This window comes from Saccharopolyspora sp. MMCC62, from assembly GCF_057736575.1.
Map to the genome: position 1 here is coordinate 92,271 of NZ_JBYKCM010000007.1, position 14,067 is coordinate 106,337.

Annotated in this window: 14 protein-coding genes and 1 riboswitch; of the genes, 6 read left to right on the plus strand and 8 right to left on the minus strand. The window is 73.0% G+C overall.

The window, feature by feature from the left end; translation table 11 throughout:
* Positions 1-69 precede the first annotated feature (69 nt).
* Complete coding sequence (locus tag AC29IT_RS17735; RefSeq protein ID WP_488219484.1) at positions 70-1,455, plus strand: LLM class flavin-dependent oxidoreductase; 1,386 nt, start codon at positions 70-72, stop codon at positions 1,453-1,455.
* Positions 1,456-1,475: 20 nt separating this feature from the next.
* Positions 1,476-2,261, plus strand: a complete 786-nt coding sequence (locus AC29IT_RS17740) for a 2-keto-4-pentenoate hydratase (RefSeq protein ID WP_488219485.1) — start codon at positions 1,476-1,478, stop codon at positions 2,259-2,261.
* Between the two features lie 56 nt (positions 2,262-2,317).
* Here the strand turns inward: AC29IT_RS17740 and AC29IT_RS17745 are convergent, their stop codons facing one another.
* Entirely contained in the window at positions 2,318-3,646 is a 1,329-nt protein-coding gene (locus AC29IT_RS17745; RefSeq protein ID WP_358438164.1) for an MFS transporter, read from the minus strand.
* A 526-nt stretch (positions 3,647-4,172) separates the two neighbouring features.
* Here AC29IT_RS17745 and AC29IT_RS17750 point away from each other — a divergent pair.
* The 3 genes from AC29IT_RS17750 (at position 4,173) to AC29IT_RS17760 (ending at position 7,517) form a co-directional block, all read left to right on the plus strand.
* Complete coding sequence (locus tag AC29IT_RS17750) at positions 4,173-4,973, plus strand: IclR family transcriptional regulator (protein ID WP_358438161.1); 801 nt, start codon at positions 4,173-4,175, stop codon at positions 4,971-4,973.
* Positions 4,974-5,082: 109 nt separating this feature from the next.
* Positions 5,083-6,945: an Hsp70 family protein gene (locus tag AC29IT_RS17755; protein ID WP_488219486.1), complete on the plus strand. Its 1,863-nt coding sequence runs from the start codon at positions 5,083-5,085 to the stop codon at positions 6,943-6,945.
* A gap of 8 nt (positions 6,946-6,953) precedes the next feature.
* Positions 6,954-7,517, plus strand: a complete 564-nt coding sequence (locus AC29IT_RS17760) for a GNAT family N-acetyltransferase (protein ID WP_488219487.1) — start codon at positions 6,954-6,956, stop codon at positions 7,515-7,517.
* A 91-nt stretch (positions 7,518-7,608) separates the two neighbouring features.
* On the opposite strand, the gene AC29IT_RS17765 is transcribed toward AC29IT_RS17760, so the two are convergent.
* On the minus strand, positions 7,609-8,187 hold the full coding sequence (locus AC29IT_RS17765; protein WP_488219488.1) for a TetR/AcrR family transcriptional regulator: 579 nt from the start codon (positions 8,185-8,187) through the stop codon (positions 7,609-7,611).
* A gap of 421 nt (positions 8,188-8,608) precedes the next feature.
* Here AC29IT_RS17765 and AC29IT_RS17770 point away from each other — a divergent pair, with 421 nt between their 5' ends.
* The gene (locus AC29IT_RS17770) at positions 8,609-9,469 is read left to right on the plus strand and encodes an LLM class flavin-dependent oxidoreductase (RefSeq protein WP_488219489.1); all 861 of its coding nucleotides are present in this window, start codon (positions 8,609-8,611) and stop codon (positions 9,467-9,469) included.
* On the opposite strand, the gene AC29IT_RS17775 is transcribed toward AC29IT_RS17770, so the two are convergent.
* From AC29IT_RS17775 to AC29IT_RS17800, 6 genes are all read right to left on the minus strand, one after another.
* Positions 9,459-10,232 carry an ABC transporter ATP-binding protein gene (locus tag AC29IT_RS17775; RefSeq protein ID WP_358438148.1) on the minus strand — a complete coding sequence of 258 codons (774 nt, stop codon included), beginning with the start codon at positions 10,230-10,232 and terminating at the stop codon, positions 9,459-9,461. The genes AC29IT_RS17770 and AC29IT_RS17775 overlap by 11 nt on opposite strands.
* Entirely contained in the window at positions 10,229-11,251 is a 1,023-nt protein-coding gene (locus AC29IT_RS17780; protein ID WP_358438145.1) for a FecCD family ABC transporter permease, read from the minus strand. The genes AC29IT_RS17775 and AC29IT_RS17780 overlap by 4 nt, the downstream gene beginning before the upstream one ends.
* Positions 11,248-12,264 carry an ABC transporter substrate-binding protein gene (locus AC29IT_RS17785; RefSeq protein ID WP_488219490.1) on the minus strand — a complete coding sequence of 339 codons (1,017 nt, stop codon included), beginning with the start codon at positions 12,262-12,264 and terminating at the stop codon, positions 11,248-11,250. Before AC29IT_RS17785 ends, AC29IT_RS17780 begins: the two co-directional genes overlap by 4 nt.
* A 64-nt stretch (positions 12,265-12,328) precedes the next feature.
* Positions 12,329-12,519: riboswitch (cobalamin riboswitch) on the minus strand.
* 265 nt (positions 12,520-12,784) lie between these two features.
* A complete protein-coding gene (locus tag AC29IT_RS17790) occupies positions 12,785-13,321 on the minus strand; it encodes a TetR/AcrR family transcriptional regulator (protein WP_488219491.1) in 537 nt (178 codons plus the stop codon).
* Positions 13,296-13,670 (minus strand): DMT family transporter, encoded by a 375-nt coding sequence (locus tag AC29IT_RS17795; protein ID WP_488219492.1) that lies wholly within the window; start codon positions 13,668-13,670, stop codon positions 13,296-13,298. Before AC29IT_RS17795 ends, AC29IT_RS17790 begins: the two co-directional genes overlap by 26 nt.
* Positions 13,667-13,987, minus strand: a complete 321-nt coding sequence (locus AC29IT_RS17800) for a DMT family transporter (protein WP_488219493.1) — start codon at positions 13,985-13,987, stop codon at positions 13,667-13,669. The genes AC29IT_RS17795 and AC29IT_RS17800 overlap by 4 nt, the downstream gene beginning before the upstream one ends.
* Between the last annotated feature and the right edge of the window lie 80 nt (positions 13,988-14,067).

Consider the following 14,067-nt stretch of genomic DNA (forward strand, 5'->3'; position numbering starts at 1 on the left):
GGACGGGCCGTCGCGCGACGCCCCGCTCCCCGGCACGCCTCCTCCCCCGCGATCGCATTGGAGCCGATGATGTCTCGCCGCATTCGACTGTTCGCCTTCGACTTCCAGGGCCCGGCGCACCTGTCCGCGGGGCTCTGGCGGCACCCCGCCGACCAGAGCTCGCGCTACAAGGACGTCCGCTACTGGACCGAGTACGCGAAGATGCTGGAAGAAGCCCGCTTCGACGGCGTGTTCTTCGCCGACAACGCCGGGTACCACGACATCTACGAGGGCAGCGCCGCCGGCGCGCTCGCCGACGCGGCGCAGCTGCCCGCGAACGACCCGGCACTGGTGATCTCGGCGATGGCCGCCGCCACCGAGCACCTCGGGTTCGGGCTCACCGGATCGACCACCTACGAGCACCCGTACGCGCTGGCCCGGAAGTTCGCGACCCTCGACCACCTCACCGACGGGCGCATCGGCTGGAACCTGGTGACCTCGTACGCGGGCAGCGCGGCGCGCAACCTCGGCAACGGGCTGCTCACCCCGCACGACGAGCGCTACGACGTGGCGGCCGAGCACCTGGAGGTCTGCTACAAGCTGTGGGAGAACTCCTGGGAGGACGGCGCCGTGGTCCGCGACGTCGCGAGCGGGACGTGGGCCGACCCGGCGCGGGTGCACGACATCGAGCACCGCGGGAAGTACTTCACCGTGCCCGGTTTCGCGCTGTGCGAGCCGTCCCCGCAGCGCACACCGGTGCTGTTCCAGGCGGGCGGGTCCTCGAAGGGCCGCGCGCTGGCGGCCGGGCACGCCGAGGGCGTGTTCGTGAACTCGCTGTCCAAGACCTCGCTGCGGCGCCAGGTCGACGCGCTGCGCGCCGAGGCCGCCGCGTTCGGCCGAGACCCGCGGTCGCTGCGGGTGCTGCAGATGCTCAACGTCGTCGTCGCCCCGACCGACGAGCAGGCGCACGCCAAGCACGAGGAGTACCGCAGGCTCGTCAGCTACCGCGGCGCGATGGCCCGCTACAGCGGCTGGACCGCGCTGGACATGTCCCGGTTCGACCCGGACGTGCCGCTGCGCCACGTCAAGACCGACGCCGGGCAGACGATGGTCGACCTGTTCTCCAAGCTGGACCCGGACAAGGAGTGGACGCCGCGCGACATCGCCGAGTTCATCGGCATCGGCGGCAGCGGCCCCACCATCGTCGGCTCCCCGCGGACCGTCGCCGACGAGCTGCAGAGCTGGATCGACGAGGCCGACATCGACGGCTTCAACCTCGGCCACGCGGTGAAGTACCAGGACATCGCCGACTTCGCCGAACTCGTCGTTCCCGAGCTGCAGCGCCGCGAGGTGATGTGGACCGAGTACGAGGGCCGCACCCTGCGGGAGAAGCTCTACGGCCCCGGCACCGTGCGCCTGCCCGCCGACCACCCCGGCCGCCGGGCCGGCCACACCCAGCTCGCCGCCGCGATCTGACCACCGGAGGAGGAATTCCGTTGCACGACCAGGACATCCGCGACATCGCGACGGTGCTGCGCGACGCGCGCACCAACCGGATCCCGGTGCCCGCGCCGACCGGCAAGTGGCCGGAGCTGGACGCCGACGCCGCCTTCGCGGTGCAGCGGCACAACGCCGAGCTGGCCGTCGCGGGCGGCGACCGGATCGTCGGCTACAAGCTCGGCAACATCGCCAAGGCCATGCAGGCCGCGTTCGGGCTGGACCGGCCGGACTACGGGTACCTGCTGGCGAGCGGGTTCGCGCCCGAGGGCGTGCCGATCGGGCGGGACCGGTTCATCGCCCCGTTCGTCGAGCTGGAGCCCGCGTTCCTGCTCGGGTCACCGCTGCGCGGGCCGAACGTGACGGTCGCCGACGTGGTCCGCGCCGTGGACTGCGCGATGCCGGCCATCGAGATCATCGATTCGCGGGTGCAGGACTGGGCGATCTCGCTGCCGGACACCGTGGCGGACAACGGTTCCACCGGGGCGGTGCTGCTCGGCGGGACGCCGCGGCGGCTCACCGAGCTGCGGCTGAGCGACACCCGGGGCGCGCTGCGGCTCGACGGCCGCGAGGTGATGGCGGGCAACACCCGCAACATCCTCGGCAACCCGCTGGCCGCGACGGCGTGGCTGTGCAACCGGCTGGCCGACTACGGCATCGGGTTCGAGGCCGGGCAGGTCGTGCTGCCGGGCAGCTGCCTGGAGGCGGTGCGGGTGGACCGGGCCGGCCACTGGGCCGGTGAGTTCACCGGCTGGGGGACGGTCGAGTTCGAGATCACCGAGTGACCTCCGCGCAGGTGACGGCGGGGTTCCGGGGCGCACCCGGAACCCCGCCGCACGCGCTAGTCCTGGTCCGCGGTGGAGATCCCGGTCAACGCGCGGCCGGTCGTCTCCGGCGCCAGCACCTGCGAGACGACGGCGCCGACCACGCAGATCCCGGCCGCGACGAGCATCGTGGTGGCGGGTCCGAGGTCCTGCATCGACCACGGGAACAGGAAGGTGCCGATCGCGGCACCGACCCGGCTGACCGCGGTGGCGAACCCGGTGCCGAGGCCGCGCAGCTCGGTCGGCAGCACCTCGCCCGGGTAGACGCCGGTCAACCCGGTGCACATCGCGTTGGCGAAGGCGAACACCAGGAAGCACGCCAGCACCAGCACCGGCGGCGCCGAGGACCACAGCGCGATGACCACCAGCACCACCGCGCACACCCACTGCTGCGGGATGGTCAGCATCCGGCGCCCGACCCGCTCGATGAGCAGGCAGGCGACCACGACACCGGCCAGCGCCACCCCGTTGACGCCGATCGCGCCGACCAGCCCGTCCTCGCCGAGCCCGTAGCGGGCGAGCACGCTCGCGGAGAAGGTGGCGATGGCGAAGTACGGGGTGACGGTGCAGAACCAGAACACCGAGATGAACGTGGTGGAGCGCCAGTGCTCGCGGGAGAACAGCATGCCGAACCGGCCGGGCCGCTGCTGCTCCTCGAAGATGTCCGCGCGGTCGGCGCGGTCGGCGATCCAGGTGTCGGCGATCCGCTCGGCCTCCTCGGTGCGCCCCTTGCTCATCAGCCACCGCGGCGATTCGGGCACGCCGAGCCTGCCGAAGAACAGGATCACGGCGGGCACGGTGCTGGTGCCGAGCACGAGCCGCCAGTCCGCGTCGACCGCGGTGAGCGCGAAGCCGACGATGAAGGCGCCGACGAATCCGATGTACCAGGCCACTTCGGCGAACGACAGGCACCGGCCGCGCAGCCGTGCCGGGGCGAACTCCGTCATCAGCGGCCAGCTGATCGAGTACTCGGCGCCGATCGCGACGCCCATCAGCAGGCGAACGAGGAACAGCTGCCAGCTGGAATCGACGAAGAACTGGAGCACCGAGCCGACCACGAACAGCGCCAGGTCGAGGGTGAACATGGGTTTGCGGCCGAACCGGTCGGCGAGCCAGCCGCCGAGCGGCCCGCCCGCGAAGATGCCGATCAGCGCGGCGGCTCCGATCAGGCCTTCGCCGTACACCGACATGTGCAGGTCGGTGGTGATGGCGCCGATGACGGTGCCGACGATGCCGAGCACGTACCCGTCGATGAACATGCCGCCCGCGACGACGAGGGTCAGCCGGATCAGGAACCGCTTCCGCTCCTCCGGCGTGCGGGTGGCGGCGACTGCGGTGGTGGTCACCAGTGCGCTTCCTTCCTGGTGGAGCACCCGCGAGCGCGGTCGGTGCGCGGCGGCGGGTGCGCAGCGGTGCGGCGGCGGGCCGCACGGTCGGGGGTGAGCGCGCGGCACCGACCAGCCACAAGCGCGTTCACCATGTGAACATAACGGCCGAGGATCCTTCGCGAAATCGACGACGGAGTCAAGGATCCGCAGCGATCCTCCCGATTCCGCCCAGGTCGGCGAACCGAACAGGCCGACCCCAGAACCGGACACGACGTCCACCATGCGATCACGGAGGGTGCCGAACCGAACACCGACAGCCGCGGCACCTCGTCGTGCCCGCTCCACACCCGGAACGCCATGCCCGGAACGCCGCGCCGGACCGTACCGGTCGCCGCGCACCCGGCCGCGCCCTCCCCCCGACCCGACCAGGGGGGACGCGCCCACCACGCCACCGCGTCCACGAAGTGAACGCGGCTGTTAGGGTGGCCGCACGGCGCGGGCCGCGCGGCCCGCGAACGGGCCGAGGCGGGGAGGCGGAAGCGGTATGGGCGACGAGGACACGCCCGAACAGACCGGCATGGTCAACAAATCGGTGACCAAGGCCGTGCGCCTGCTCCGCGAGATCGCCGCCCAGCCGCGCAACGGCGCCACCGTCACCACCCTCGCGAAGGCCGCCGGGCTCAGCAGGCCCACCGCGTTCCGGCTGCTCTACAGCCTCGAACAGGGCGGGCTCGTCGACCGCATCGACACCCACTACGTCCTCGGCTGGGAACTCGCCCGGCTCGGCCGCTCCGCCGACCCGTACGCGGGCCTCGTCGCGCACGCCCAGCCGCTGCTGGACGAACTCGCCGACTCGTTCAACGAGACCGTCACCCTGTCCATCCCGAACGCGCAGGACGGGCTCGACCTGGTCGCCGAAGCCGCCGGGTCGCACGTGGTGGGCGTGCTCACCAGCAACCTCGTCGGGCAGCACTACCCGGTGCACGCCAGCTCCACCGGCAAGGTGCTGCTGGCCGACCAGCACGTGGAGAAGCTCCGCGCGACGCTGCCCGAGACGCTCGAGGCCTTCACCCCGGACACCATCACCGACCGCACCGCGCTGCTCAAGGAGCTGGAGCAGGTGCGGGAGCAGGGCTTCGCGATCATCGACAACGAGCTGGAGCACGAACTGCTCTCGCTGTCACGCCCCATCCGGGACAGTGCCGGAACGCTGGTCGCCATCCTCACCCTCAACGGGCCGCGCAGCCGGTTCGGCCGCGCCCGCATCCCCGAGGCGCTGCAGCACATGCAGCGGATCGCCGACCGGCTCACCGAGCTGTTCTGGCGCGACTCCCTCGCCGGCTGACGCCCGGTCCCCCCTTGTGGAGGTAGGGCGGGCCCTGCCACCGCGCATAGAATTGCCCGCGCTCGAGTTGTGATCGTTTCTGCACTTTCACCGAACTCAGGGGGCGCGCGTGCGGTACGGCGTGGGGATCGATCTCGGCACGTCCTTCACCTCGGCCGCGATCAGCGGCCCCGGCGGCACCCGCATGGTCCCGATGTCCCCGGCGGTGATCGTGCCCTCGGTGGCCCGCCGCGGCGACGGCGGCATCCTGCTCACCGGGGACGCGGCGGCGGATTCCGGCGGCGATCCCGCCGCCACCAGCCGGAACTTCAAGCGCCGCCTGGGTGATCCGACCCCGCTGGTGCTCGGCGGCGCCACCTACTCCCCGGCCGCGCTGATGGCCGCGCAGCTGCGGGACGTGCTCGCCACCGTCACCCGGATCTCCGGGGAACCACCGGGCTCGGTGGTGCTGACCTACCCCGCCATCTGGGGGCCGTACCGGCGCGAGCACTTCACCGAGGTGCCCCGGCTGGCTCGGGTCGCGGACTTCCGGTTGATCACCGAACCGGAGGCCGCGGCGACGCACTACGCGGGCGAACGGCGGCTCGGCGACGGGGAGACCATCGCCGTCTACGACCTCGGCGGCGGCACCTTCGACTCCACCGTGCTGCGGATGCGCGGCGGGCAGGTCGAGATCCTCGGCACCCCGGAAGGCGTCGAGCACCTCGGCGGCATCGACTTCGACGAAGCCCTGTTCGCGCACGTGGACCAGCGGCTCGACGGCGCGATCAGCGCGCTCGACCCGGCCGATCCGGCGGCCGCGGCGGCGATCGCGGCGACCAGGGCGGCATGCGTGCGCGCCAAGGAGGAGCTGTCCACCGAACCCGACGTGCAGATCGCCGTGCCGCTGCCGTCCGGGACCCGGGAGATCACCGTCACCCGCCGGGAGTTCGACGAGATGATCATGCCGTCGGTGCGGCTGACCATCGACGCGCTGCGTCGCACCACCGCCTCCGCCGGGCTGCGCGTCGAAGACCTCTCGGCGGTGCTGCTGGCGGGCGGCTCGTCCCGGGTCCCGCTGATCGCGCAGGTGGTGGAGCAGGAGTTCGGGAAACCGCTGCGGGCGACGCTGCACCCCAAGTACACCGTCGCGCTCGGTGCCGCGCTCATCTCCGGCAGGCCCGCCCCGCGAACCGAGCCCGCACCGGCGCCCGCCGCGACACCGGGTCTGGCGGATGCGCCGACGACGCGCACGCCGATCCCGCCTCCCGCGCCCAGCGCGGCGCCCGAGCAACCGACGGTGCGGGTCGCGGCACCCGCCGGGCCGCCGCCCCGCCGGAAGTGGCTGTGGCCCGCGATCGCGGCCGTCGCGGTGGTCGTCGTCGGCCTCGTCGCCGTCTTGGCCGTCGCCACCCGATCCACCGCTCCCGGCGGCCCGCTGCCGCTGTACGAAGGCGGCGCGGTCGCCGAATCCTTCGGCGGCTACCTGGGATCCGACAGCAACTGGAGCGGCATCGCCATCCCGCCGGAGGGCGTCGCGCACCCCGGCGAGATCGCGGCCACGCCCGACGGGGACGGGATGCGGGTGGTGTGGAGCGGGGATTCCACCGCGCAGGTCTACCTGCAGACCACGAATCCGGAGGGCTCGCTGGACCTGCGGCCCTACGTCGACGGCGGTGGCGCGCTGGTCTTCGAAGCACGGCTCAACGCGGAACCGGGCGACGGCGCGGCGGAGATCGCCGAGCACTGCCACTACCCGTGCGCCGGCGCGCTGCCCGCCGCGAAGCTGTTCGGGGACCTGCCGGTGGGGCGGACGACGACGGTGAAGATCCCGCTGACCTGCTTCACCGCGGCGGGCCTGGATCCGGAGCGGGTGAACACGCCGTTCCTGGTCTCCGCCCAGCGGCGCCTGGACGTCACCTTCTCCGAGGTGCGCCTGGAACCCGACACGGCGGAGGACCCGGACACCAGACCCTGCACGTCCATCCGCTGACGCCCCGGATGAGCCCCGCCGAACGACCAGCGGACCCGGTGATCTCCCTCGACCGCGCGGCCGATCTCTCGGCTACGGAACTGGCGGAGCTGACGGCGCTCCGCCACGCGGTGTACCCACCGGCGGACGAGGCGGACTGGGCGGGCGCGGATCTGGAATGGGCGGGGGCGCACTGGCGGGTGCGGGTCCGGGCGCCGGACGGCTCGCTGGTCTGCAACGTCGGCCTGCTGGTGCGCACCGGCGCTGAGGCCGGCCGGGAGGTGACGATCGCCGGGGTCGGGGGTGTGCAGACGCATCCCGGGTACCGGCGCCGCGGCTACGCGCACGCCGCGCTGCGGGCGTCCGAGGAGCACTTCCGCGCCCGCGGTGACGTCGATTTCGGGCTGCTGGTCTGCGATCCGCCGCTGCTGCGCTACTACGCCGAGCTCGGCTGGCGGGAATTCACCGGGACGCTGCTGGTGACGCGGTTCGGCGAGCCGACCGAGTTCGTCCTGTCGCCGGTGATGACCCTGCCGGTGGGCGGGGCGGCTCCGGTGGACGGCGTCATCGACCTGGGCGGGCCGCCGTGGTGAGGCCGAGCACCGCGCCACCGCTGTTCGCATCGACGCCCCGAGGTGAGCGGCTCGTGCGACCGGAGTGCACGGACCGGTGGGGCGGGCACCGTCAGGGGGCGGTGCGGAGACCGGCGATGAGGACGTCGACGAGGCGGCGGGCGTCGTAGCGCGGGTCGCCTTCCGCGCCGATGCACAGGTTCCCGACGCCGCGCATCAGCTCGATGGCCTCCAGGTCGGCGCGGATCTCCCCGGAACGCGCCGCCGCGGCGAGCAGTTCCGCGCACACCGGCAGCAACCGGTCCAGGAAGTAGGCGTGCAGCGCCTCGAACCCGTCCTCGTCGGAGCGCAGCACCCCGGCGAGCCCGTGCTTGGTGACCAGGAAGTCGACGAACAGGTTGATCCACCGCCGCAGCGCGGCGTACGGGGTCGCGCAGCTCTCCAGCAGCACCGGCCCCGCCTCGGCGCACGCTTCGATCTGGTGCCGGTAGACGGCGATGATGAGGTCGGACCGGGTCGGGAAGTGCCGGTAGATCGTGCCGGTGCCCACCCCGGCCTGCGCGGCGATGTCCCGCACCGGGGCTTCGACTCCGGAGCGGACGAACACCGCGGCGGCCGCGTCCAGCAGCGTCTTCTCGTTGCGCTGGGCGTCCGCCCGCTTGGGCCGCGCCGCGCCGTCCTCTGCGCCCACCGTGCTCCCTCCCGATGCACCCTTGCCATGCGGAACGCTGTTCCGTATAGTTTCCGGAGTGCGGTTCCGCTTGTTCCATGATGCCAGAGCCGGGTGACGACCGGAACGACTCGGCCGCACTCGACCCGACCGGAGCACGAGGCCCACGCAGGAGCGGGGTCGCGAGCCGCTCACCCGCACGACACTCCTCCGGCGCGACTCGGCACGCCTCCTTCGCAAACCCAGCACCAGCAGCACTTCTGCTCAGCGAAGCCGCCGAGCCGACCACGGCCGGGAACCGCCCGGCCGACCGGCGGCGACCCGGCCGCACCGCTGGACCGAACAGGACCTCGCACGCCCCTGCCCGAACAATCCCAGCAGCCGACCCACGACAGAAAAACGGAACATTGTTCCTCTTGATCGCCAACTTCGGAGCCACGACATGACGAACACCCCCAGCTTCGGGATCATGACCGCACCCCAGAACGTGCACCACCGCGACCTCCTCGCGGTCTGGCGCGAGGCCGACGAGATCCCCGAGATCGAGCACGCCTGGCTGTTCGACCACCTGATGCCCATCGGCGGCGACCTCAACGGCCCCGCCTACGAGGGCTGGACGGCGCTCGCCGCGCTCGCCGCCGCCACCCGGCGGCTGCGCGTCGGCGTGCTGGTGACCAGCAACCGGTTCCGCCCGCCCGCGATGCTCGCGAAGATCGCCACCACGGTGGACGTGATCTCGGACGGCCGGCTCGACTTCGGCATCGGCGTCGGCTCCCGGCCGGACCACCCGCTGGCCCGCCGCGAGTACGCCGCGCACGGGATGCCGTTCCACGACACCGCCCGCGCGGTCGGCGCGCTCGACGAGGCCTGCACCGTGATCCGGCGGCTGTGGACCGAGGACGCGCCGTTCGACTTCGACGGCGAGCACGTGCAGCTGACCGGCGCGTTCGGCAACCCGAAGCCGGTGCAGCGCCCGCACCCGCCGATCGTCATCGGCGGCCGGTCCCTCGCGACGCTGCGGATCGTCGCCGCGCACGCGGACGTGTGGAACATCCCCGGCGGCGACATCGAGGACGTGACGGCCCGCAGCGCCATGCTGGACCGCCGGTGCGCCGAGATCGGCCGCGACCCGGCGGAGATCACCCGGTCGATCCACCTGGCGGTGGACTACGAGCGGCCCGCCGCCACCCGCGACTCGATCGGCGCGGCGGTCGACGCCGGGTTCGGCCACGTCGTGCTGGGCCTGCCCGCGCCGTTCCCGCCCGGCGTCGCCCGCTGGGTCGCCGACGAGCTCATCCGCTGACCGGCCGCTCCGGCAGGAACCGGACGTGCGGATGTCCGTCCACTTCGGACACTTCGCAGCGGACGCCGTAGACCTCGGCGATGGTCCGCTCGGTGAGCACCTCCCGCGGAGTGCCCGCCGCCACCACCCGGCCGCCGGAGAGCACCGCCAGCTCGTCGCAGAACATCGCCGCCAGGTTCAGGTCGTGCAGCGCGATCACGCTGGTCACCGGCAGCCGCCGCACCAGCGCCAGCAGGTCCAGCTGGTGGGCGATGTCCAGGTGGTTCGTCGGCTCGTCCAGCACCAGCTCCCGCGGTTCCTGCGCCAGCGCCCGCGCGATCTGCGCGCGCTGGCGCTCCCCGCCGGAGAGCCCGTGCCAGCGGCGGTGCGCCAGCCCGGCCAGCCCGGTCTGCTCCAGGGCGCGGCGGACGATCTCCTCGTCCGCCGCGTCGTGCCCGCCCCAGCCGCTGCGGTGCGGGGTGCGGCCGAGCGCGACGACCTCGGCGACGGTGAGGTCCACATCGGTGCCGACCTGCTGCTCGACCACGGCGACCCGCCGGGCCAGTTCACGGCGCGGCCAGCGGTCGGTGGTGCGGTCCCCGACCACCACCGTCCCGCTCGCCGGGCGGCGCAGTCCGGCGAGCAACCGCAGCAGTGAGGACTTCCCGGACCCGTTCGGCCCGAGCAACCCCACCGTCCGGCCGGGTTCGACGCGCAACCGCACCTCGTCGAGGATCAGGGCTCCCCCGGCGGACCAGGACACGTCGTGCGCGGTCAGGCTCACGAGACCCTCCCCCGCTTCGCCAGCAGCACCGCGAACGCGGGCACCCCGACGAGGGCCGTGACCACGCCGACCGGCACCTCCTGCGGAGCGGCGATCGTGGTGGCCAGCACGTCCACCCACACCAGCAGCACCGCGCCGAGCACCGCCGTCACCGGCAGCAGCGCGCGGTGCCGCGGCCCCACCAGCAGCCGCGCCGCCTGCGGCAGCACCAGGCCGACGAACCCGATCGCGCCCGCGGCGGCCACCAGCGTCGCCGCCAGCAGCGCCGTCGCCACCAGCAGCACGATCCGCAGCCGCTGCACGTGCACTCCGAGGGAGGCCGCCGCGTCCTGGCCGAACGCGAACGCGTCCAGCGCCCCCGCGCGGGCCAGGCACAGCACCAGGCACGCCGCGCACACGATCCCGGCCAGCACCACGTCGTTCCACCGCGCCCCGGACAGCGAACCCAGCAGCCAGAACAGCACCCCGCGGGTCTGCTCCGCGTCCGCCGACGTGATGACGATGTAGGAAGTGAGCGCGGAGAACAGCTGGGTGCCCGCGACCCCCGCCAGCACCGTGTGCCCGGCCGCGCCGCCCGCGATCGTCGCCAGCAGCAGCACCAGCGCGAACGCCACCAACGCCCCCGCGAACGCGCCCGCCGTCAAACCGATGGCCCCGGCACCCAGGCCCAGCACCACCACCGACACCGCACCGGTGGAGGCCCCCGCGGACACGCCGAGCAGGAACGGGTCCGCGAGCGGATTCCGCAGCAGCGACTGGAGGACCGCCCCGCACACCCCCAGCCCGGCACCGCAGATCGCCGCCAGCAGCGCCCGCGGCAACCGCAGCTGCAGCACGATGCCCTGCCCGATCCGGGACACGCCGGTGTCCACCAGCCCGAGCCGGTGCCCCACCACGCTGCCGACGTCCGCGACCGACAGGTCCGCGGGCCCCAGGGTGACCGCGGCGGCGATCGACAGCAGCAGCGCCGGAATCCCGGCCAGCACGATGGCGGAGGCGGGCAGCCGCCCCGCCGTCACCGCTGCCGGTCCAGCTCGACGAGGCGATCCGCGAGCCGCTCGATGCCCTGCACGGTGCGGAGGCTGATGTTCAGCTCGGTTCCGGTCATGCTCAGCAGGTGGTCGTCGCGGACCGCGGCGAGCCGGGACACCGCCGGATCCTCGTGCAGGAACCGCTCCTTGGCCGCGAGCCCGTCGCCCTCGCCGTCGCGGGTGAGGTCGCCGAGCACCAGCAGGTCGGGGTCGCGGGCCAGCACGTCCTCCCAGGACACCTGCGGCCACATCGAGGTGACGTCGCCGTAGGCGTTGCGCACCCCCAGCTCCCTGGCCATGATCGCCGGAGAACCCGTGGAGCCCGCCACGTACGGGGATTCGGTGCGGGCGAACCAGAACAGCACCGAGGTGTCGCCGCGCGAATCCAGCCCGGCGACCTGCTGCCGCGCCGCCTCCACCCGGCCGCGCAGCTGCTCGGTGAGCGCCCGCCCCCGCTCGGAGACGCCGAACAGGTCGGCGATGTCCTGCACCTCCTGGTAGATGTCGGCCAGCTGCACCGGTTCCGGCAGCGGCGCCTCCTCCGGCAGGCAGTTGCTCGGCGACAGGTAGGTCGGCACGCCGAGCTCGGTGAACCGCTCGCGGTCGGCGACGCGCTCATCGGTGAACATGGCCTGGTAGCCGGCGAGCACGATGTCCGGTTCGGTGCCCAGCACGGACTCGAACGACGGGGTGTTCTCGGCCAGCTTCGGCACCCGCGCGTTCGCCGCGGCCAGCGGCGGGTCGATCGGCTCCGTCCAGGTCGCGGTTCCCACCATCCGGTCGGCCAGGCCGAGGGAGAGCATGATCTCGGTGGTCGACTGGTTCAGCGACACCGCGCGCCGCGGCGGCTCCTCGACGGTCACGTCGGCACCGCAGTTGCGCAGCGTCGTCGACCCGGCACCGGAAGAGGGGCCGGCGGCGGGGGCGGCGCAGGAGGCCAGCACGGTCGCGGTCAGCGCCACCAGTCCGGCCCGGAACGCGCGGGTACGCGAGAACGGCATGTCACGTGGTTCCTCACCCCGGACCCATGCGCGGGGCCCGGCAGGCTGCGATCCGGCACCGAGCTCGGTGTCCGGGGAGCCAGCCAGGTCTTCGGGCTCGGGTTCGCCGGGCGAGGTCCCCTTCCCGGACCGGTGGTCCAGTGGTCGCGGCCGTGCGGCCGTTCCTCGCCCATCGCCCCTACCGCTGCGCGTCAGCTCCGGCTTCCGACCGGATTCCCTGCCCTCGCGGGCGCGACTGGCTCCCGAGCACCCTAACCGGACATACCAGCCCACCATCAAGGTGATGTTCCTCGCTGCGGGCGCCGCCACTCGTTCTGCCTTCGGGAGTGAGTGGCGGAACCTCGGCGCTTTCCTCCCTGCGGGATCGTTTTCACCGGTGACTCCGCCACATGCGACAACGCCGTCCTCGCGAGGAATCAGCTGAGAACCCGCTGCGGTGCCGGTGTCCCAGGTGGTCGTCGGCTCAGCGGCTTCGCCGCCGACAGGAAAGAGGGAAGACCGTTCGGTGCTCGCTACGGCGTCAGGTCGGTCGCAGCATTTCTTGGATGTGGGCCGGTGCGGGGGTTCGGTCTTCGAAGAGGCATTGCATCTGGTAGCCGTCGGCGGTGGCGGCGAGCCGGTCCGCCGCCGGGGCGGGCAGCACTTCGGCCAGCTTGTCCCGCAGGTGGACCAGCGAGGCACGGCTCACCGCGCGGAACTCCGGGTCGCGCATCCCGAGGACGTACAGCTCGTAGGTGACGACGCTGGTGCCGCGCTCCGCGGTGAGGTGGTGGTGGATCAGCTCGGCGAGCCGGGCGACGACGGTCTCGGCGGTGACCTCGCGCAGCCACGCGTCCAACGAGTCGGCGCGGGACCGCAGCACCCGCCTGCTGGCCTCGATCAGCAGCGCCCGCACCGAATCGAAGTGGTAGGCGACGGAACCGACGGGCACCCCTGCCTGCTGCGCGACGGCGCGCGCGGTGACGCGGGCGGTGCCGCCGTCGCGGATCAGCTCGATCGCGGCGTCCACGATCCGCTCCCGGCGTTCGGGATCATTCGGGGTGTTCTTCGGTCGCACGGCGTTCCTCCCGCGAATCCCGCTTCGCCAGGTTGATCATCGCGACGCCGCCGATCACGCAGACGACGCCGAGCCATGCCGCCGGGGACAGGTGGTCGGCGAACAGCACCGAGCCCAGCAGCGCGACCCCGGCCGTTCCCGCGCCGGTCCAGATCACGTAGGCCATGCCGAGCGGGATCACCCGCAGCGCCCGCGCGAGCAGCACGACCGCCGCACCGTAGCCGATCACCGCGACCGCCGACGGCACCGGCGCGGTGAACCCGGCGGAGGCCCGCAGCGCCAGGGTGGCGACGATCTCCAGCCCGATGGTGCCCGCGAGGTGCGCCCACGCCCGCCGCGCTGCGCTCATCCGCCCATCCCGGTGCCGAGCAGCGCGATGCCGAGCAACGTCACCGCCATGCCGCCGAGCTGCACCCGGTTGGTGCGCACCGCGAAGAAGACCCGGTCCACCGCCACCAGCACCACGGCCGCGGCGCCGGTCCACACCGCGTACACCAGCCCGACCGGCAACCGCTGCACCAGCCAGGACAGCAGCACGGTCGCCACCGCGTACCCGGCGATCGCCCCGATCCCCCAGCCCCAGCGGGTGAACCCCCGCGAGGCGCGGGTGCACAGCGACCCGCACAACCCCGCGACGATGGCCAGGCACAGCACCAGGAACGTCATGCCGACCAGAGTATGTACGCCTGTTCATACTTGGCAAGGGGCCGTCCGCCCGGGCCCTGCGGCGTCGGCGTGCGGTGATC